Raw genomic sequence first — 16293 nt, 5'->3', positions numbered from 1 at the left:
TGCGCCGGACGCGGATTCAGGGCGCGGCGAGGCTCGCGGTCATGGCGCGTCCGCTGCTGCACTTGAGGTACGGCGAAGCGCTCAGCCAGCGTGCATCGGGGTAGTAGGAGAACACGTACTGGCCGCCCTTGAGGGCGTCGATCAGCGGCCGCGCAATCGCGGTGCGCACGGCCGGGCAGCCGTAGCTGCGACCGATGCGGCCCTGCTGGCGGGCGAGTGCGGGGTTGACGTAGGCCGCGCCGTGGATCACCAGTGCGCGCGCCAGCGCATGGTCGTTGGTGCCCGGTTCGAGGCCTTCCATGCGCAGCGAGTAACCGTTGTGGCCGGCGTAGGTGCCCAGCGTGCGGAACAGGCCCAGGCTGGACTGCAGGCTCTCCGGCCGGTTCGAGAATGCCGTCGCCAGGTTCTCACCGGTGTTGCGCCCGTGCGCCACCAGCTCGTGGTACAGCAGCTTGCGTCTGGCCAGGTCGAACACCCACAGCCGCGGCTCGGTGGAGGGTTTCGAATAGTCGATCACCGCCAGCCGGTCGGACGGAGGCTGGCCCTGCGCGGCGGCGCATTCGGTAGCGGCGAGCGCCAGGCCGATCACCTTGGGATTCGCGTTCGGCGCGAGCCGGCTGAGCGCATCCTGCAGCGAGGGTTCCGTGGCGTGTGCCGCGACGAAACAGCCGGCGAGGAACAGCGTCAGGGTGGCAGCGTGGCGCAGGAATCGGCTCATCGGAACGGCTTGGCGGGGGCGGGCTCGGGCGGTGCGGTCGTCGATCCTAGCAGCCCCTTGTTAAGAACCCGTCGGGCGCGACGGGCAGGCGACTGTGCTATGACAGGCGGGACTCCCTTGCGCAGGATCGTGTCGTGCCGCCCAGATTTTTCCGTGTCATTCAGGGCATCGCCATGCTGGGCTTGCTGTCGGGAACGGCGGTGCATGCACAACAGCCTGCGCTGGAGCAACCGCTGAGCCCGGTGGCCGAACAGATTCGCGAGCGGGTCGAGCAGTGGCGCGGCGTGCATGTCGATGCCGATGCCGCCCGGACGCCCGGCGACGCGGCGGCAGTGTTCTACGAGCAGAGCCGGTTCGCGCCGGCATGGACGCGCCCGGGCGATCTCGACCAGCTGCTTTCCGCGCTGGGCAACGTGGCTGGCGACGGCCTCGATCCGGAAGACTATGCGCTGAGCGAGTTGCAGCGTCGGCGCAGCGTGCTGAGCGATCCACGGGCCACGCCGCAGCAGCGCGCGCAGTTCGACCTGCTGGCCACCGATGCCTGCCTCGCTGCGCTGCTGCACCTGTATCGCGGCAAGGTCGATCCGGCCACGCTGGACACGCACTGGAACTACGACCCGCGCCAGCTCGACCAGGCGCAGGGCCTCAAGGCGGTGCACGATGCGCTGGCGCAAGGCACGCTTGGCGAGCTGTTCGCGCGGGCACGGCCGCAGAACCCGTTGTACGGCCAGCTGCGCATGGCGCTGGCGAAGCTGCGCGAGGTGGCGGCGCAGGGCGGCTGGTCGACGCTGGCCGACGGCCCCACGCTGAAGCCGGGCAGCCGCGATCCGCGCGTGCCGGCGCTGCGCCAGCGGCTGCGCCTGGCCGGCTATCCGGTGGGCGAGGGCGTGGACGACCTGTACGACCCGGCGCTGGAGGCCGCGCTGGAGCAGTTCCAGCGCGAACAATACCTGGCACCCGATGGCCATCTGGGCAAGGCCACCCTGGCCGCGCTGAACGTGCCAGTCGCGGCACGGATCGACCAGTTGCGCGCGAACCTGGAGCGCGCGCGCTGGCTGCTGCATGAGTTGCAGGGCAGGTTCGTGGTGGTCGACATCGCCGGCTACCAGGTGGCCTACTACAAGGATGGCAAACCGGTGTGGCGTTCGCGCGTGCAGGTGGGCAAGCCGTATCGCAGCACGCCGGTGTTCAAGTCGAAGATCACCTACCTCACGCTCAACCCGACCTGGACGGTGCCGCCGACCATCCTGAAGAACGACATCCTGCCGAAGCTGCGCAGGAGCCCGGGCTACCTCGCCGCCAACCGCATCCGCGTGCTGGATGGCCAGGGCCGCGAGCTGGCGCCGGCCAGCGTGGACTGGGCCCATCCGCGCGGCATCGTGCTGCGCCAGGACGCCGGCCCGGGCAATTCGCTGGGGCGGCTGGTGATCCGCTTCCCCAACGACTACGCGGTGTACCTGCACGACACGCCGCACCAGGAACTGTTCGCCAACGAGCAGCGCGCGAACAGCTCCGGCTGCATCCGGGTGGAGCGCCCGCGCGAGCTGGCCGAACTGCTGCTGGACGACCCTGCGCGCTGGGACCGGGCCGGGATCGACCGCGCGATCGACACGCTGAAGACGCAGACCGTGATGCTGCGCGAGCCGGTCACACTGCTACTGGCGTACTGGACGGTGGACCTGCGCGAGGACGGCCGGGTCGGCTTCCGCCCCGACGTCTACCAGCGCGATCCGCCGCTGCTCGCCGGACTGGAACGCCCGCGCGTGTCGCCGTGGCTGCCGGCAGCCGTCACGGCTCCCGTGCCGGCGCAGCCCTGAGGCGAAAAAAAGCCGCACCGGCGGGAGTGCCGGACGCGGCCAAGGGTTGAACCGATCCACTGCCAGTGCATCGGGCGCCGGCGGCGGAGGTCCGCAGCGGCCGGGGCAGTGTGCCCAGCGTGAGTCTCACCGAGCGGGATTGCCCTGATCCCGGTCAGGGCGCCCGGGCGGGTCGCCGGTCACCATCGCGCCCGGCGGATGTGCCGCCCTCAACCCTGGAGATCGTACCGATGCTGTTCCAAGTGAAGGATTTTGCCGGTGACACCGGCGCCATCGCCGCCATCCTGCGGGCCCATGACGCCACCGCGAAAGTCACCGGCGATCCCGTCGCGGGACAGATCGACGTGGCGGCACAGCTGACCTCCGGCCAGGTCATCACCGCCCTGCACGAGGCGGGTTACGAGGCCGCCCGCGTGTCCGAGCCGCGGCAGATCCACGTCAGCGGCGGCAGCACCTGCTGCGGTAGCTGCTCATGACGGGTTGACGTCGTCGTCAGTGCCGCCTGGCCGCGCCGAACGCGGCTTGCGCGGCCCGGGCGCGGAGTGCCGGCCCTGCGTCGCGTCGATCGCATCGATCCAGCCGGCGCGCGCGGTGGGAAACGCGTCCGCGTACGGCACGTACGGCTTGATGTCGAGGATCGGCGTGCCGTCGAGCAAGTCCACCCCGCGTACGCGCAACGCGCCGTCTTCGACCGCGACCAGCTCCACCGCCGACAGCCCGATCGGATTCGGTCGGTGCGGCGAGCGCGTCGCCAGCACGCTGCGCTTGCCGCCGCCGCGCGGCGGGCGCACCTCGGCCTTCCAGCCCTCGCTGCGGTGGAAGGCAAACAGCAGCCAGATCCGCTCGAAACCGGCCAGGTCGCGCCAGGCCGCCGCGGGGAAATCCGCCACGAACTCGATCACCGCCTCGGCCGCCGCCCCCGTCTCGGTGCCGGCCACCACGGTGGGCTGGTGCGGCGCGTCGATGCGCTGCGCATACGGCGAGCGCACGAACGCGATCGGATGGCAGCAGAATGCGCCGGGGGTATCGTGCACGGTGGTCATGTGCGGCATTATCCACGTTCGCACTGCTTCCCCACGGTTCCGTGAACCGTTCCCCGCCGAGGACGCCATGAAATTTCTCGTGATGATCTACTGCGACGACGCCTTGCTGGAGGCGTTGCCGGAAGGCGAATTCGACAACCTGATGCGCGGCTGCCTCCATCACGCCGACGACTTGCAGGCCAACGGCTGCCTGCTCGGCTCGCAGCAGCTGGAACACCCGGCCACGGCGCGCACCCTGCGCGTGCGCGGCCAGCGCAGCAGCGTGGTCGACGGTCCGTTCGCCGAGACCAAGGAGTACCTGGGTGGCTTCAACCTGATCGAGGCTGCCGACATGGACGAGGCACTGCGCATCGCCTCGACCTTCCCGTGGGCGCGCACCGGCGCGATCGAGGTGCGCCCGGTGCGCGACATGGACCGGGTGCGGCAGCGGGTGGGCGCGTGAGCATGCGCGACGACGACGATTTCGACGACGACCGCGATGTCGACGACGAGGACGACTCGGTTGAAGCCCGGGTGTGGCAGCTGCTGCTGCTGATCAACCCCGGCGACGAGGAGACCGCGCTGCAGCAGTTCGGCGAATATCGCGAGGCGCTCGCCGAAGACGGCGACGCCGAACCGGTGGCGCTGGTCGCGCGGGTGATCGACTGGCGCTCCGGCTTCATGGTCGCCGAGGATGACCTGCGCTCGCTGGTGCAGGCGCTGGACGAACTCAGCGCGCGCTGGAACCTGTCGATCGACTGGGCCGGCGATCCAGACGACGACGACTATTTCGACGATGCCGATGCCGGCAGCCTGCTCGGCATCGCCTACGATCGCCTGGCCGAATCCGGCTATACCTTGTGGACGTGGGAAACCGAGGACGACTCGTACGCCGGCTGGATCACGCTGAGCCGCGACAACGAGCCGATGCGCGAACTGGCCACCGCGTTGCACATCAACCTGCGCCTGGGCAGCGACTTCGGCTGAGCGTGACTGGTGGGTGCTTGCTGGTTGCCAGCGCCGATCCGATGCGGCACATGACAGGGGGACTCCGTGAAAATTGCCATCGCAAGCATGCTTCTGTTCCTGCTCTGCATCGACGCGGTTGCCGCGCAACAGGTGGTGCGCAGCTATCGCGCCGATGTGGCACTGGATATCGACACGCAAGGCCATGTTGCCCGGGCCACGCCACCGGATGATCTGCCTGCCATGTTTGCCGGCTCGATCCAGCAGGCGGTGGCACATTGGCAGTTCAAGCCGGTAATGAAAGACGGGGTCGCGGTCACGGCGCGTACCTACGAGCGGATCAAGTTCGAAATTCTGCAGCAGGGACCGGACAAGTACGGCGTACGTGTCGTCCCTTTATCCAACGGCCCCAGCCTGGCCTTCACGAAGGCGCTGAAATATCCGGCCGACATGATGCGCGCACGTACCGAGGCGAGCATGCGGATCGAGGCGACCGCCCAGCCGGACGGTTCAGTCACGAATGTGCGGGTTAGTGACATCAAGGTTTCAGGCAAACTCGCTGGGGGTCCCGGGCATTCGATGGCGGTCTTTGAACGGGCGGCGCGGGAGGCAATGCAGGCTCTGCAGGCGAAGCCGGAGTGGATTGATGGCCGACCAGTGGCTACGACTTTCAGCATGCCGTTTTCCTACGGCCTGATGGCGATTACTGGCGATGGTGGCTCGGCGACGGGCTCGGCGGTTGGAGCGGCACGCTGAAAGGCGAGCCGGAGGGAGTCAAGCATGCTGCAACTGATCGGTTTCGACGGCGATGACACGCTGTGGCACAGCGAGGGCTACTACCGCCAGGCCGGCGAGGCGTTCGCCGCGATCATGGCGCGCTACGTCGACTTGGGCGACCAGCACGTGCATGACAGCATGCTGGCCACCGAACAGCGCAACCTCAAGCTGTTCGGCTACGGCGCCAAGGGCATGGCGCTGTCGATGGTGGAAACCGCGATTGCGGTCAGCGATGGCCGCATCACGGCGGCCGACATCCATCGCCTGGTCGAGCTGGGCAAGTCCGTGCTGCAGCATCCGGTGGAGCTGCTGCCCGGCATCCGCGAGGCGGTCGAGGCGGTGGCGCAGCGGTACGAGGTGGTGCTGATCACCAAGGGCGACCTGTTCCACCAGGAAAAGAAGGTGGTCGAGTCCGGCCTGGCCGACCTGTTCCGCCGCATCGAGATCGTCTCGGAAAAGAACGCCGCCACCTACCGCCGCGTGCTCGGCGAATTCGATCTGCAGCCGGCGCAGTTCGCGATGGTCGGCAACTCGCTGCGCTCGGACATCGAGCCGGTGCTGCGCCTGGGCGGCTGGGGCGTGCACCTGCCGTACCACGTGACCTGGGCGCACGAACTGGAGAACGGCCTGGCTGCCGACGAGCCGCGCATGCTCACGGTGGATGCGCCGGCGGCGATCCCGGTGGCGGTGGAACGCTTGCGCGAGCTGGCGGCCTAGTCGTCGAAACCGGTGTAGCCCTCGGGGAAGATCGGTGTGCCGTCCGCTTCCAGCCCCGTTATGTCGGCCAGCGCCTTGGCGGCGGCAGCTTCGGCGATGTCCTTGTCGCGGAAGCTGCGGTTTTCGCAGATCGCGTAGTACACCGGGAAGCCGTGGCGGCGCGGGGTGATCGCCAGCCACGCGGCGTAGCGCGAGCCTTCCAGCGTGGCACCGGAGCGGGCAAGGTAATCGTTGAACTCGCGCTCGGCCATGGACGACGGTTCCGCTCGGAAAGTGTGCAGTGTATCGCGTGGCCCGCTTGACGCATCATGGCGCGATGACTGTCGACCCCTCGCCACCGCGCATCGTGCTGGACACCAACGTGTGCCTGGACATCTTCCTGTTCCGCGACGCGCAGTCCGCCGCGTTGCACGTGGCGATGCAGCGCGGCACGATCGAAGCGGTGACGCGTGCCGATTGCCGCGAGGAATGGTTGCGCGTGCTGCACTACCCGCAGCTGCCGGTCAGCGACGCCACGCGGCCGGCGATCGAGGCCGCGTTCGATGCACTGGTGCGCTGCCTGCCGGACGAACGGGCCACCGCGTCGCTCGATGTGCCGCTGCCGCGCTGCGCCGACCCGGACGACCAGAAATTCCTGGAACTGGCGCAGGCGTCGGGTGCGCGCTGGCTGGTCAGCAAGGACAACGAGCTGTTGAAACTGGCCTCGCGCTGCAAGCGCGACGCGCTGTTCTGGATCGGTCTGCCGCAGGCCTGGTCGCCGCACAAGGGGTAAGAGCCTGTGCAGGTTCTCGTCGTCGCATCGTCGCCGGTGCTGTGCTGTGCTGTACTTGTGCGCCCGTCTGTCGAGACGCCCCTGTGCTTACGCCACACACCATCGACTGCCCGTATTGCGGCGAACCGATCGAAATCCTGGTCGACGCCTCGATCCCCAGCCAGCAGTACATCGAGGACTGCCAGGTGTGCTGCCGGCCGATCACGCTGACGGTGGAGATCGACGACGACGGCGAGCCGCAGGTGCGCGCCAGCGGCGAGAACGAGGCCTGACGCAGGCTCCTCCGGGAGGTTGCCGACCGCAGAGCGTCCTTCAGGTGAGGGGCGTCACGCGGGCGGCAAAGATCAAGAGCACCCCACCCCAGCCCTCTCCTGCGTCGCAGGGGAGGGAGCCGGGACTTCACGTTACCCGGCGAACGCGGTGCGCCCGACGATGCCGATGCCCTGCGCCTGCAGCGCGGCGCGGGTGGTCGCATCACTGGCCGGCGTGACCGGGCGGCTGAGCTCCCACAGCACGCTGGCGCGAAAGCCCAGCGCCACCGCGTCTTGCGCGGTCCACAGCACGCACACGTCGCGCGCCAGCCCGCACACCACCACTTCGTCCACGCCGCGCTCGTGTAGCCAGCCGGCCAGCCCGGTGCTGGGGCGCGCGCCGTGCGGGCCGTGGTTTTCGCGGAAGCCGCTGTAGGAATCCACGCCGGGGTCGCTGCCTTTGCGGATCACCGCATCCAGCGCCGACCAGTCGATGCCTGGATGCAGCACGGCGCCGGGCGTGCCTTGCACGCAATGCTCCGGCCACAGCGTCTGCGGCTGGTCGTACAGCGCGATCTGCTCGAACGGCGCGTGGCCGGGGTGCGCGCTGGCGAACGAGACGTGCCCGCGCGGGTGCCAGTCCTGGGTGGCGACCACGTGGCGGAAGCGGCGCGCGCGCAGCAATGCGTCGATGCCCGGCACGATCGCGTCACCCTCGTGGCAGGCCAGCGTGCCGCCGGGCATGAAATCCGGTTGCACGTCGACCACGATCAGCGCGGCATGGGGTGAGAGAGGCTGGCTCATGGCATGGAAGTGCGGCGAAGACCCGCCAAGTCTAGCGTGCGCGCTGTGATCCGCCGCCATGACCCATAATGTGCGCCGTAGCGGCAACACGGTTCAGGGGCGCGCGATGCAGTACGACCAGTCATGGATGGGTTACGGGATCGTCGGCGGGCTCCAGGCCGGCCTGATCGCCGCGACGGCAGCGCTGCTGCTGTTTTTCGTTTTCCACTGGCTGGGCCGGCGCAACGGCTGGGGCTGGGGCCCGCAGATCGGCTGGTCGTTCCTGCTGGCGACGGCGCTGACCGCCAGCGGCGACCTGTGGAACCTGTTCTATTTCAACTACGGCCGACTGCAGTCGCTGCAGCTGCTCAAGGTGAAGCTCGCCGAAGTGCACGACCCGGACCACATCGGTCTGCGCGCGCTGTGCGAATTGCTCGGCGTGGCCGTCGGCATCTACGTGGGCTGGGCGTTGTGCAGCGGTGATTGGCGCCGCCGCTTCGGCGGACGCAGGTAGCGTCGTTCCGCTCTCGCCTAAAGCAGCGGGTCGAACAAGCGTGCCACGTGCATCGCCACCCGGCGCAGGTAGGGCGCCTCGCGGTACTCGCGTTCGTCGATGGCGCGGGCGCGGCTGAAGTCCTCGCTCAGCATCGCCGCCACCTCGGCGGCGAAGGCGGAGTCGACGGCCAGGGCGGCGACTTCGAAGTTGAGTCGGAACGAGCGGCTGTCCAGGTTCAGGCTGCCGATCGCGGCGGTGTCGCGGTCGATCAGCAGCGCCTTCTGGTGCAGGAAGCCGGGCTGGTAGCGGAATACCCGGATGCCGGCGCGCACCGCCGTGTAGGCGTGCAGGGTGGAGGCAAGGAACACGGTGCGGTGGTCCGGCCGCGACGGGATCAGCACGCGCACGTCCACGCCGCGCAGCACCGCCAGCTGCAGCGCCGCGCGCACCGCGTGGTCGGGCACGAAGTACGGCGTGCTCAGCCACACGCGCTGGCGCGCCGCGTTGATCGCGGCGGCGAAGAACAGCGAGCCGGTTTCCTGCGGGTCGGCCGGGCCGCTGGCCACCACCAGCGCGCTGGCGTCGCCCTCGGCGGGCGGTGCCGGTGTCAACGGCGGCGACGCGCCGGTGATCCATTGCCAGTCCTCGGCGAACAGCCGCTGCAGGTCGGCCACCGCCGGTCCGCGCAGCTCCAGCTGGGTATCGCGCCATGGTGCCAGCGGCGGTTTCAGGCCCAGGTACTCGTCGCCCACGTTGAGCCCGCCGACGAAGCCGCGCACGCCGTCCACCACCACGATCTTGCGGTGGTTGCGGAAGTTCAGCTGGAAGCGGTTGCGCCAGCGGTGGGTTGCGAAGCGGTGGATCGCCACGCCGCCCGCGCGCAGGGTCTCGACGTAGCGCCGCGGCAGCGCGTGGCTGCCGATGCCGTCGAACAGCACGCACACGCGCACGCCGGCCGCGGCACGTTCCAGCAGCACCTGCTGCAGGCGCCGGCCCAGCGCATCGTCGTGGATGATGAAGAACTGCACCAGCAGGCTGTGCTCGGCCGCGGCCATCGCCGCCAGCATGGCGTCGAAGGCGGCATCGCCGTCGATCAGCAGGCGCAGTCGGTGGCCGCCTCGGAACGGCCGGCCCTGCAGCGCGCTGATCGCGGCGTAGCGTTCGCAGCCCGGGTCGACTGGCGGCGCGGTGTCCATGGTCGCGGGCAGCGCGTGCGCGAGTGGCGCATGGTGTCCGGCACGATAGCCGAGGAAGCGGCTGGAACCGAGGTACAGGTACGGCAACAGCGTCACGTACGGCAGCAACAGCAGGCCGAGCGTCCAGCCGATCGCACCCTGCGGCGTACGCGCGTGCATCACCGCGTGCATCGCCGCGAACAGGCCCAGCAGGTGCAGCAGGGCGATGCAGGCGGTGAGTGCGCTGGCGTTCATCGCGGGCGCGGCGGGCCGCTCAGTCGCCCAGCAGCTGGTTGGCCAGGTGGCGAGCCTGCTGGCGGATTTCCGGCATCGCGGTGGATTCCCACAGCGTGCCGCGCAGCAGGCTGCCGATGGCGAACAGGTTCGGCCAGTACTGCTCGCCGTGGCGCAGGCGGCCGTCGCTGTCGGCCTGCACGCCGAGGCCGAGCGGATCGGCGATGACGTGCGCGTTGGTGAGCAGCTGGCTGACCAGCCGGTGGTTGCAGCGGCGCAGGTCGGTCTCCAGGCCGACGGTCTGGATCACCAGGTCGGCATCCAGCAGACGGGTCGCGCCGGCGTGGCTCACGCTCAGTTGCAGCGCATTGCCGGCAGCGTCCACCGCCTGCACGCGACCGTACCGGCGCTGTAGCCGGCCATCGCTTTCCAGCGCGGCGATCGTCTCGCACACCTGCGGTGGCATGCGATGGCGCACGCGTTCCCACGCCCAGCGCGCATGGCGCATGAAGCGCGCACGCTGCTCCGGCGACAGCTCGGCCCACAGGCCAGGCAGGTGCGGGCGCAGGCCGTCGACGACGGCGCGCCATTCGCTGCCTTCCTGCGCGATTGCCTCGCGCAACAGGCGCATCCAGCGGCGGATCTCCGGTGCGTCGTGCATCGCCTCGACCAGCGCGACACCGTCGTCGGCGGGCGCGGCGGCGGCGTGCAGGTGCGCCTCGGGAAAGCGGCCGTGGCGGGAGATCGCGACGAACTCGGCTTGCGGCCATTGCGCGGACAGTTCCAGCAACACGTCGACCGCGGTCAGCCCCAGCCCGATCAGCACCACCTTGCGTGGCGGCGGTTGCAGTGCACCGGTGTCGGCGAGCAGGCGCCACGGGTCGACCACGTAACGGCCGCTGGCGAGCGCTGCGGCGCCGACCCCGGCCAGCGGCTGCGGCGGCAGCGCGCCCAGCGCCAGCACGGCAGCGTCGGCCGGGTGGCTTTCCTCGCCGTGGATCACGGTGACGCCACCCGACTCGGGCACCAGCGCGTCGACCGCGAATGGCAGGATGTTGACGTGGTGCCCGCGCGCCTTGCCCTGCTGCAGCGCGCGCGCCACTTCCGCCTCCAGGTAGTCGCCGTAGCGGCGGCGCGGCAGGAAATCGGTGCCGGCGATGGTGGGGTCGTCGCGCTGCACGAAATCCAGGAAGCCGCGCGGCTTGCCGGCGAACATGCTCATCGAGGCCGCGCGCACGTTCAGCAGGTGGCGTTCCGAAGCGGTGCCGTAGGCCACCCCGCGCGCCGGCGTGCCGCCGCCGGTGAACCAGTCCAGTTGCAGCGGCTGCGGCGAGGTGTGCTCCAGCAGTTCGCTGAGCAGCGTGGCGGCCGCGGCACCGCCGCCGATGATGGCGACCCGTCGAAACATGGAACTCCCCGTGCGTGTGGTGGCGGGTGGATCAGCCGGGCAGGCGACCGGCGATGGCGCTGCGTCGTGGCGGCGCGACCCGGTGCCCGGCAGACTCGGCCTGCTCCCGGGCGAAGTATCCGGGCAGCTCGCCGCCGCAGACGTGCAGCGACAGCGCCGTGTCGTGCCGAGACAGGTTGCGGCAGCGGTGCGCCAGCCCGCGGTCGCCCTCGAACCAGGCGCTGTCGCCCGGGCCGAGCCAGTTGCGGCCGTGCAGGCCCAGTTCGCCGGAGTCGGTGTCGCGGCGGTAGGACTGCACTTCCAGCGCGCCGACCAGGGTCAGTTGCAGGCTCCACGGACCGGCATGGTCGTGCACCGGCGTGGCGTGGTTCGGCGGCCAGGCCAGCAGCAGCACGCTGACCGGCGGCTTGCCGCGCTCGGCCAGCAGCCAGCGTTCGAAGCCGCGCTGGCGCTGGCGCAGCCGGGCCAGCACCGAGGCATCCTGATGCACCACGCGGCCCAGATCGCGCGCCATCGTGGCGAGGTCGGGGTGTTCGACGGCGGCGTGTTCCAGCGCGATCGCGCGCAGGGTTTTCAGGAGAGGCGGGTGCTTGCCCATGCGTGGAACCTGGCAGGGTGAATGGGCGCCAGTGGAGCATGCATATCGTTAAAGCCACGTAAGCCGGCGGCATCGCTGCAGGCACTGGCGCGGGCGCGCAAAAAGGCGTCCGGCCGGCGCATCCGCCGACCGGACGCCCGCTGCGAAAGTGCTAGTCGCGCAGGTCGAACGTTACCGGCACCCGTGCCCAGGCCCGCACCGCCCGCCCGTTCACCAGCGCCGGCTGGAACTGCCAGCCGGCCAGCACCTGCTCGGCGGCGCTGCGGTCGAGCAGCAGGTAGCCACTGCCGCGTTCCACCACCACCTGCACCGGCTTGCCGGTTTCGTCCACCAGCACGCGCAGCAGCACCGTGCCCTGCATGCGCTGCTGCAGGGCGCGGGTGGGGAAGCGCAGCGGGGCCGAGCGGTAAGCCAGGCTGGCCTCGACCGGCGCCGTCAGTGCCGGCCCTGGCGCCGTGGCGCTCGGCAGCAGGGTCGGCGTGGCGACCGGCGGCGCGGCGACGTTGCCTTCGGTACTGGGCACGACCGCCGGCGGGTTGGCCGGCAACGGCGGCGTGTGCGCGACCGGCACGGCGGGCGGGTGCGGCAAGGGGGTCATCTCGACCGGTGGCGGCGGAGGCAGGGGCGGTTCCGGCTCGACGAGGCGGATCGTGGGTGCCGGACTGATCTGTTCGATCACGTGGAAAAGCGTCGGGCCGGTCGGCCGCGTGGCGATCACGATCACGGCCAGGTTGAGTGCGATCGCGGCGCTGATGGCGGCGATGCGTGTGCGGTCGGGGTGGGTACGATGAGCTACGGCCAGGCTTGCGGACGACATGGCGACCTCCTGACTTCGGTGTGGCTGGTTTTGGTAGGGGTGTCGCGGCAGCCACGCTGCGTGAGCAGGGGGATCGTGTCGCCGCGTCTGCAGCGTATGCCCATGGAATACGCTTGCGCAAGCGGACGGCTGGATGGCCAAATGCGGGATCGTGGCAGCGCGGTCGCGACGGGCAAAAAAAGCCCCGCGGGGAGGCGGGGCGGAATGTGGAACGCGGGTGGTAGGGGTCACACCCGCCAATGGATCGTGCGCTGCCGCGGCAGCGATCCGGTGTGGATTCTTCGTGAAGGCGGTTTTCACGACAGTGTTCACCGCGAACGCGGCAGTCCTGCAACAATCGACCTCCGGCAAGCAGCCGGCATGCGATGAGGAACGATGATGAACCTGATCAAGTGGACGGCCGTGGCGGGGCTGGCCTGTGCCGGCCTGCTGCCTGGCGCGCCGGTGCGGGCTGACGACATTTCCTGCAAGATGAGTTTCCAGTTGTCCGGCTGGTCGGTGTTCTACAAGACCGCCAGCGGCAGCGGCACGGTTCATTGCAGCAACGGCCAGAGCCTGCAGGTGAAGTTGCGTGCCAAGGGTGGCGGGCTGACCTTCGGCAAGACGAAGATCACCGACGGCGTGGGCAAGTTCAGCGGCGCCAGCAACGTGCGCGACGTGCTGGGCCATTACGCGAATGCCGAAGCGCATGCCGGCGCCGAGAAGTCGGCGGCGGCGCAGGTGCTGACCAAGGGCAACGTCTCGCTGGCGCTCAGCGGCAAGGGCGAGGGCTGGAACCTGGGCGTGGCGTTCGGCGCGTTCATCATCGAATGACGTGACAGGGTGCCGGGGCGACCATGCGCCACGATAGTCGGGCGCGGACACCCCGGTTAAGGTATGCCCTCGCACCTCGCATTCCCCAGGAGTCCCGCATGTCTGTCACATCCGGTGCGGTTATCCCGCGCTACAGCTTCGGCGACGAGCTTGCCAGCAGCATCATCCACGGCCTCGGCATCGTGCTCAGCATCGCCGGGCTGGCGACGCTGGTCGCGTTCGCGGCCCTGCATGGCAATGCGCTGACCGTGGTGGCCTGCGCGGTGTTCGGCACCTCGCTGGTGCTGCTGTACACCGCTTCCACGCTGTACCACTCGATTCCCGTGGCGGCCGCCAAACCGACGTTGCGCGCGCTCGACCACATCGCGATCTACGTGCTGATCGCCGGCACCTACACGCCGTTTACCCTGGTCGCCCTGCCCGGGGCATGGGGCTGGAGCCTGTTCGTGGCCGTGTGGACGCTGGCGCTGGCCGGCACCGCGCTGGAGCTGGGCCTGCTCAAGCGTTATCACAAGCTGGCGGTGCTGCTGTACGTGGGCATGGGCTGGATCGGCATGATCGCGTTCGAGCCGCTCAGCCAGCACCTGCAGACTGGCGGCACCGCACTGCTGCTCGCGGGCGGGCTGGCCTACACGCTGGGCGTGCCGTTCTACCTGTGGCGGCGACTGCCGTACCACCATGCGTTGTGGCACGTGTTCGTGCTGGCCGGCAGCGTGCTGCATTTCCTCGCCGTGCTGCTGTACGTGATTCCCGACGCGCCGGCATGAGCACGCCGGCGAGCCTCGCGCTGCTGCGCCGCGAACTGGAGGATGCGGCCACCCACCTGGGCCGACCGCACGAACTGCGCTTCAAGCCGATGTTCGGCGGGCTGATGGCGTATCTCGCCGAGAAGCCGTGCGCATGGCTGACACCAGGCGGGCTGGCGCTGAAACTGGCACCCGCCGACCAGCCAGCGCTGCTGCGGCTGGAAGGCACCGCGCGGCTGATCGCGAAACCCGGCGCGGCGCCGAGCCGGCACTACATCGTGCTGCCCGCTGCGCTCAGTCGCGACACCGTGCAGCTTGCCGGCTGGCTGGCGAAGAGCGCGCGGCGCTGACGCTCAGCGTTTCCGTTGCGCCGGCACGAACTGCGTGCGCACGGCTTCGGCCAGCTGTTCCGGCGGCAGCAGGCCCTGGCCGATCACGAAATCGTTGAACGCCAGCCGGTCGAACTTCGGACCCAGCGCCAGCTCGGTCTGCAGGCGCAGCTGTTGCAGGCGCAGGTAGCCGTAGAAATAGGCGTTGGCCTGACCGGGCGAGTCGAACGTGTAGCGGTTGATCTCCTGCTGCGCCATCGCCTCGGACAGGCCCACTTCGTGGACCAGCACCTGATGTGCACGCGCGGGCGTGATCAGGCCCAGGTTGAGCATCGGGTCGAGCCAGGCGCGAGCCGCACGCATCAACCGTGCCTGCAGCGCGGCGAACTGGCCGGCCGGCGGCTCGTACGGCAGCATCTCGGCCTCGGCATACAGCGCCCAGCCTTCCACGTTGACGCTGTTGAACGCGAACAGGCTGCGCGCCAGCGATACGCCGCGTTCGGCCATCGCCGCGAACTGCAGCTCGTGACCCGGCCGGCCCTCGTGCGCGGTGAGCGTCCATGCGGCGGCCTTGAAAGTGAAGTCGTCGTAGGCCTGGGTCGCGTCGCCGTTCTTGCCCGGGTTGCCCATGGTCAGCACGAAGGTGCCCTGCTCGCCGTGGTTGTTGATGAACGGCGGCGGGTCCATGTGCGGCGCCGGGATCTGCGCCGCCTCGGCCTCCGAGGCCAGACGAATCTGCATCTTGCGCTGCGGCAGGGTGACGATGCGTTCGCGGCGGATGGTGTCCTCGATGTGGCCGAGCACCTCGTGGTACCACGGCTCCACCTGGTCCCGGCCCAGCTGCTGTTTCTTCAGCGCCTTCAGCACGTCGCGGTAGTCGGTGGCATCGATGCCTTCGGCCTTCGCCACCACCGGCGCCAGTACCTGCATCATGCCGCGCAGCTCGACGAACTCCAGCTGCGCCTGCTCCATCAGTTGCTGTGGCGGGATGTCGATGCCGACCTGGCGCAGGTTGTATGCGTACAGCGGTTCGGGCAGACGGAAGTCGCTGCGCGCGCGTGGCAGAACGGTGCCACGCACCCAGCCGTCGTACGCCTTCAGCTGCGTGTCCAGCGCGTCCAGTGCAGCCTTGCCCTCGGCATCGTCCAGCTTGTACTTGGCGAACAACTGGCGGATGCCGTCGACATAGCGCTGGCTGTTCGCGAGTTTCTGCTCGACTTCGCCCTTGTACGGACCGAGCAGTGCCTTGTCGCCGAGCCGGGCGACGGTCTGCGCCTTCGCCAGCTCGGCGATCGGCGTGCAGCCGGGCGTTTTGCCCACGTAGCACTGCAAGCGCTGCAACGCCGAGCGGCGGCGCGCCGCGGCGACGTCGTCCTTCAGCAGGCTGAACTCGCCGCTGAAGACCAGCTGGCCCACGTCGGTGTACGGCAGCAGGTACTGACGGTTGAGGTCGATACCCTCGATCTGTTCACTGGCGGCCTTGATCAGGATCTGCAGGTCCTGCCGCACGTTGGCGTCCTGCTCCGTGGCCAGCAAGCCCTGCAGTTTCGCCTTCGCCACGACCAGCGCGGCCCGCGAGCGCTCGTCCGCGCCGGGGCGGAGGTCGGCGACCTTGTCGTCGTAGCCGGACACGCCCACCTGCGAGGCGAACTCCGGGCTGAAGCGGGCGATCTGCTCGAGCAGGATCTGCGAGTCGGCGTTGCTGCGGGCGATCCAGGCTGGCGGTGCGGTCTGGGCGTGCAGCGAAGCGGTCGTGGTCAGCACGGCGGCGAAGGCGAAGGCGAGGCGTCTGGGCATGGTGTTCTCCCTGGGGAAGTCCAGCCTAGGACGCTGCGCGTGCCGAAGGCATGTGCC

The 16293-nt window shown here is 69.6% G+C and carries 21 protein-coding genes; 12 read left to right on the top strand and 9 right to left on the bottom strand.

Features of this window, described 5'->3' with window-relative positions; all coding sequences use genetic code 11:
- Nucleotides 1–16: 16 nt before the first annotated feature.
- On the bottom strand, nt 17–718 hold the full coding sequence (locus QQA13_RS13885) for a murein L,D-transpeptidase catalytic domain family protein (protein WP_108470342.1): 702 nt from the start codon (nt 716–718) through the stop codon (nt 17–19).
- A 173-nt stretch (nt 719–891) separates the two neighbouring features.
- On the opposite strand from QQA13_RS13885, the gene QQA13_RS13880 reads away from it, so the two are divergent.
- On the top strand, nt 892–2535 hold the full coding sequence (locus QQA13_RS13880; RefSeq protein WP_108470343.1) for a L,D-transpeptidase family protein: 1644 nt from the start codon (nt 892–894) through the stop codon (nt 2533–2535).
- Between the two features lie 230 nt (nt 2536–2765).
- Nucleotides 2766–3011, top strand: a complete 246-nt coding sequence (locus tag QQA13_RS13875) for a hypothetical protein (RefSeq protein WP_108470344.1) — start codon at nt 2766–2768, stop codon at nt 3009–3011.
- Here the strand turns inward: QQA13_RS13875 and tsaA are convergent.
- Nucleotides 3006–3578: a tRNA (N6-threonylcarbamoyladenosine(37)-N6)-methyltransferase TrmO gene (gene tsaA / locus QQA13_RS13870; RefSeq protein WP_108470505.1), complete on the bottom strand. Its 573-nt coding sequence runs from the start codon at nt 3576–3578 to the stop codon at nt 3006–3008. The genes QQA13_RS13875 and tsaA overlap by 6 nt on opposite strands.
- A 67-nt stretch (nt 3579–3645) precedes the next feature.
- Between tsaA and QQA13_RS13865 the strand changes: the two genes are divergently transcribed.
- From QQA13_RS13865 to QQA13_RS13850, 4 genes are all read left to right on the top strand, one after another.
- Nucleotides 3646–4020: a YciI family protein gene (locus QQA13_RS13865; RefSeq protein ID WP_108470345.1), complete on the top strand. Its 375-nt coding sequence runs from the start codon at nt 3646–3648 to the stop codon at nt 4018–4020.
- 2 nt (nt 4021–4022) lie between these two features.
- Nucleotides 4023–4544 (top strand): DUF6630 family protein, encoded by a 522-nt coding sequence (locus QQA13_RS13860; protein WP_108470346.1) that lies wholly within the window; start codon nt 4023–4025, stop codon nt 4542–4544.
- 66 nt (nt 4545–4610) lie between these two features.
- Complete coding sequence (locus tag QQA13_RS13855; RefSeq protein ID WP_159082142.1) at nt 4611–5279, top strand: TonB family protein; 669 nt, start codon at nt 4611–4613, stop codon at nt 5277–5279.
- Nucleotides 5280–5303: 24 nt separating this feature from the next.
- Nucleotides 5304–6017 carry an HAD family hydrolase gene (locus QQA13_RS13850; RefSeq protein ID WP_108470348.1) on the top strand — a complete coding sequence of 238 codons (714 nt, stop codon included), beginning with the start codon at nt 5304–5306 and terminating at the stop codon, nt 6015–6017.
- On the opposite strand, the gene QQA13_RS13845 is transcribed toward QQA13_RS13850, so the two are convergent.
- Entirely contained in the window at nt 6014–6268 is a 255-nt protein-coding gene (locus QQA13_RS13845) for a hypothetical protein (protein ID WP_108470349.1), read from the bottom strand. The two genes, QQA13_RS13850 and QQA13_RS13845, sit on opposite strands and share 4 nt — an antisense overlap.
- 65 nt (nt 6269–6333) lie before the next feature.
- Between QQA13_RS13845 and QQA13_RS13840 the strand changes: the two genes are divergently transcribed.
- Together QQA13_RS13840 and QQA13_RS13835 are read left to right on the top strand one after the other, a co-directional pair.
- Nucleotides 6334–6789, top strand: coding sequence for a putative toxin-antitoxin system toxin component, PIN family (locus QQA13_RS13840; RefSeq protein WP_108470350.1), 456 nt, complete (start codon nt 6334–6336; stop codon nt 6787–6789).
- Nucleotides 6790–6872: 83 nt separating this feature from the next.
- Nucleotides 6873–7061, top strand: a complete 189-nt coding sequence (locus QQA13_RS13835) for a CPXCG motif-containing cysteine-rich protein (protein WP_108470351.1) — start codon at nt 6873–6875, stop codon at nt 7059–7061.
- Between the two features lie 132 nt (nt 7062–7193).
- On the opposite strand, the gene QQA13_RS13830 is transcribed toward QQA13_RS13835, so the two are convergent.
- Entirely contained in the window at nt 7194–7844 is a 651-nt protein-coding gene (locus tag QQA13_RS13830; protein WP_108470352.1) for a nicotinamidase, read from the bottom strand.
- 58 nt (nt 7845–7902) lie between these two features.
- On the opposite strand from QQA13_RS13830, the gene QQA13_RS13825 reads away from it, so the two are divergent.
- Nucleotides 7903–8337: a hypothetical protein gene (locus QQA13_RS13825; protein WP_234411243.1), complete on the top strand. Its 435-nt coding sequence runs from the start codon at nt 7903–7905 to the stop codon at nt 8335–8337.
- Between the two features lie 17 nt (nt 8338–8354).
- On the opposite strand, the gene cls is transcribed toward QQA13_RS13825, so the two are convergent.
- The 4 genes from cls to QQA13_RS13805 all read right to left on the bottom strand — a co-directional run bounded on the left by cls (nt 8355) and on the right by QQA13_RS13805 (nt 12551).
- The gene (cls, locus tag QQA13_RS13820) at nt 8355–9749 is read right to left on the bottom strand and encodes a cardiolipin synthase (RefSeq protein ID WP_108470354.1); all 1395 of its coding nucleotides are present in this window, start codon (nt 9747–9749) and stop codon (nt 8355–8357) included.
- 19 nt (nt 9750–9768) lie between these two features.
- A complete protein-coding gene (locus QQA13_RS13815; protein WP_108470355.1) occupies nt 9769–11136 on the bottom strand; it encodes an FAD/NAD(P)-binding protein in 1368 nt (455 codons plus the stop codon).
- 31 nt (nt 11137–11167) lie between these two features.
- A complete protein-coding gene (locus QQA13_RS13810; RefSeq protein ID WP_108470356.1) occupies nt 11168–11734 on the bottom strand; it encodes a cysteine dioxygenase in 567 nt (188 codons plus the stop codon).
- Nucleotides 11735–11885: 151 nt separating this feature from the next.
- Complete coding sequence (locus tag QQA13_RS13805; protein WP_108470357.1) at nt 11886–12551, bottom strand: energy transducer TonB; 666 nt, start codon at nt 12549–12551, stop codon at nt 11886–11888.
- A 378-nt stretch (nt 12552–12929) separates the two neighbouring features.
- On the opposite strand from QQA13_RS13805, the gene QQA13_RS13800 reads away from it, so the two are divergent.
- The 3 genes from QQA13_RS13800 (at nt 12930) to QQA13_RS13790 (ending at nt 14460) form a co-directional block, all read left to right on the top strand.
- Nucleotides 12930–13364: a hypothetical protein gene (locus QQA13_RS13800; protein WP_428992306.1), complete on the top strand. Its 435-nt coding sequence runs from the start codon at nt 12930–12932 to the stop codon at nt 13362–13364.
- Nucleotides 13365–13462: 98 nt separating this feature from the next.
- Nucleotides 13463–14131: a PAQR family membrane homeostasis protein TrhA gene (trhA, locus tag QQA13_RS13795; protein ID WP_108470359.1), complete on the top strand. Its 669-nt coding sequence runs from the start codon at nt 13463–13465 to the stop codon at nt 14129–14131.
- Nucleotides 14128–14460: a TfoX/Sxy family protein gene (locus QQA13_RS13790; protein WP_108470360.1), complete on the top strand. Its 333-nt coding sequence runs from the start codon at nt 14128–14130 to the stop codon at nt 14458–14460. Before trhA ends, QQA13_RS13790 begins: the two co-directional genes overlap by 4 nt.
- Before the next feature lie 3 nt (nt 14461–14463).
- Here the strand turns inward: QQA13_RS13790 and QQA13_RS13785 are convergent, their stop codons facing one another.
- Complete coding sequence (locus tag QQA13_RS13785) at nt 14464–16236, bottom strand: DUF885 domain-containing protein (RefSeq protein ID WP_108470361.1); 1773 nt, start codon at nt 16234–16236, stop codon at nt 14464–14466.
- Nucleotides 16237–16293: the final 57 nt, after the last annotated feature.

Source organism: Rhodanobacter thiooxydans (assembly GCF_030291135.1).
GTDB classification, from domain to species: domain Bacteria; phylum Pseudomonadota; class Gammaproteobacteria; order Xanthomonadales; family Rhodanobacteraceae; genus Rhodanobacter; species Rhodanobacter thiooxydans_A.
The sequence above is the reverse complement of the archived record's forward strand: the minus strand, read 5'-3'. Positions and strand labels throughout refer to the sequence as shown.

What these genes read in the sequence shown, in the direction of transcription:
- QQA13_RS13885 (WP_108470342.1), bottom strand. Translation starts at nt 718, where the DNA reads ATGAGCCGATTCCTGCGCCACGCTGCCACCCTGACGCTGTTCCTCGCC.
- QQA13_RS13880 (WP_108470343.1), top strand. Translation starts at nt 892, where the DNA reads ATGCTGGGCTTGCTGTCGGGAACGGCGGTGCATGCACAACAGCCTGCG.
- QQA13_RS13875 (WP_108470344.1), top strand. Translation starts at nt 2,766, where the DNA reads ATGCTGTTCCAAGTGAAGGATTTTGCCGGTGACACCGGCGCCATCGCC.
- tsaA (WP_108470505.1), bottom strand. Translation starts at nt 3,578, where the DNA reads ATGACCACCGTGCACGATACCCCCGGCGCATTCTGCTGCCATCCGATC.
- QQA13_RS13865 (WP_108470345.1), top strand. Translation starts at nt 3,646, where the DNA reads ATGAAATTTCTCGTGATGATCTACTGCGACGACGCCTTGCTGGAGGCG.
- QQA13_RS13860 (WP_108470346.1), top strand. Translation starts at nt 4,023, where the DNA reads ATGCGCGACGACGACGATTTCGACGACGACCGCGATGTCGACGACGAG.
- QQA13_RS13850 (WP_108470348.1), top strand. Translation starts at nt 5,304, where the DNA reads ATGCTGCAACTGATCGGTTTCGACGGCGATGACACGCTGTGGCACAGC.
- QQA13_RS13845 (WP_108470349.1), bottom strand. Translation starts at nt 6,268, where the DNA reads ATGGCCGAGCGCGAGTTCAACGATTACCTTGCCCGCTCCGGTGCCACG.
- QQA13_RS13840 (WP_108470350.1), top strand. Translation starts at nt 6,334, where the DNA reads ATGACTGTCGACCCCTCGCCACCGCGCATCGTGCTGGACACCAACGTG.
- QQA13_RS13830 (WP_108470352.1), bottom strand. Translation starts at nt 7,844, where the DNA reads ATGAGCCAGCCTCTCTCACCCCATGCCGCGCTGATCGTGGTCGACGTG.
- QQA13_RS13825 (WP_234411243.1), top strand. Translation starts at nt 7,903, where the DNA reads ATGACCCATAATGTGCGCCGTAGCGGCAACACGGTTCAGGGGCGCGCG.
- cls (WP_108470354.1), bottom strand. Translation starts at nt 9,749, where the DNA reads ATGAACGCCAGCGCACTCACCGCCTGCATCGCCCTGCTGCACCTGCTG.
- QQA13_RS13815 (WP_108470355.1), bottom strand. Translation starts at nt 11,136, where the DNA reads ATGTTTCGACGGGTCGCCATCATCGGCGGCGGTGCCGCGGCCGCCACG.
- QQA13_RS13810 (WP_108470356.1), bottom strand. Translation starts at nt 11,734, where the DNA reads ATGGGCAAGCACCCGCCTCTCCTGAAAACCCTGCGCGCGATCGCGCTG.
- QQA13_RS13805 (WP_108470357.1), bottom strand. Translation starts at nt 12,551, where the DNA reads ATGTCGTCCGCAAGCCTGGCCGTAGCTCATCGTACCCACCCCGACCGC.
- QQA13_RS13800 (WP_428992306.1), top strand. Translation starts at nt 12,930, where the DNA reads ATGAACCTGATCAAGTGGACGGCCGTGGCGGGGCTGGCCTGTGCCGGC.
- trhA (WP_108470359.1), top strand. Translation starts at nt 13,463, where the DNA reads ATGTCTGTCACATCCGGTGCGGTTATCCCGCGCTACAGCTTCGGCGAC.
- QQA13_RS13790 (WP_108470360.1), top strand. Translation starts at nt 14,128, where the DNA reads ATGAGCACGCCGGCGAGCCTCGCGCTGCTGCGCCGCGAACTGGAGGAT.
- QQA13_RS13785 (WP_108470361.1), bottom strand. Translation starts at nt 16,236, where the DNA reads ATGCCCAGACGCCTCGCCTTCGCCTTCGCCGCCGTGCTGACCACGACC.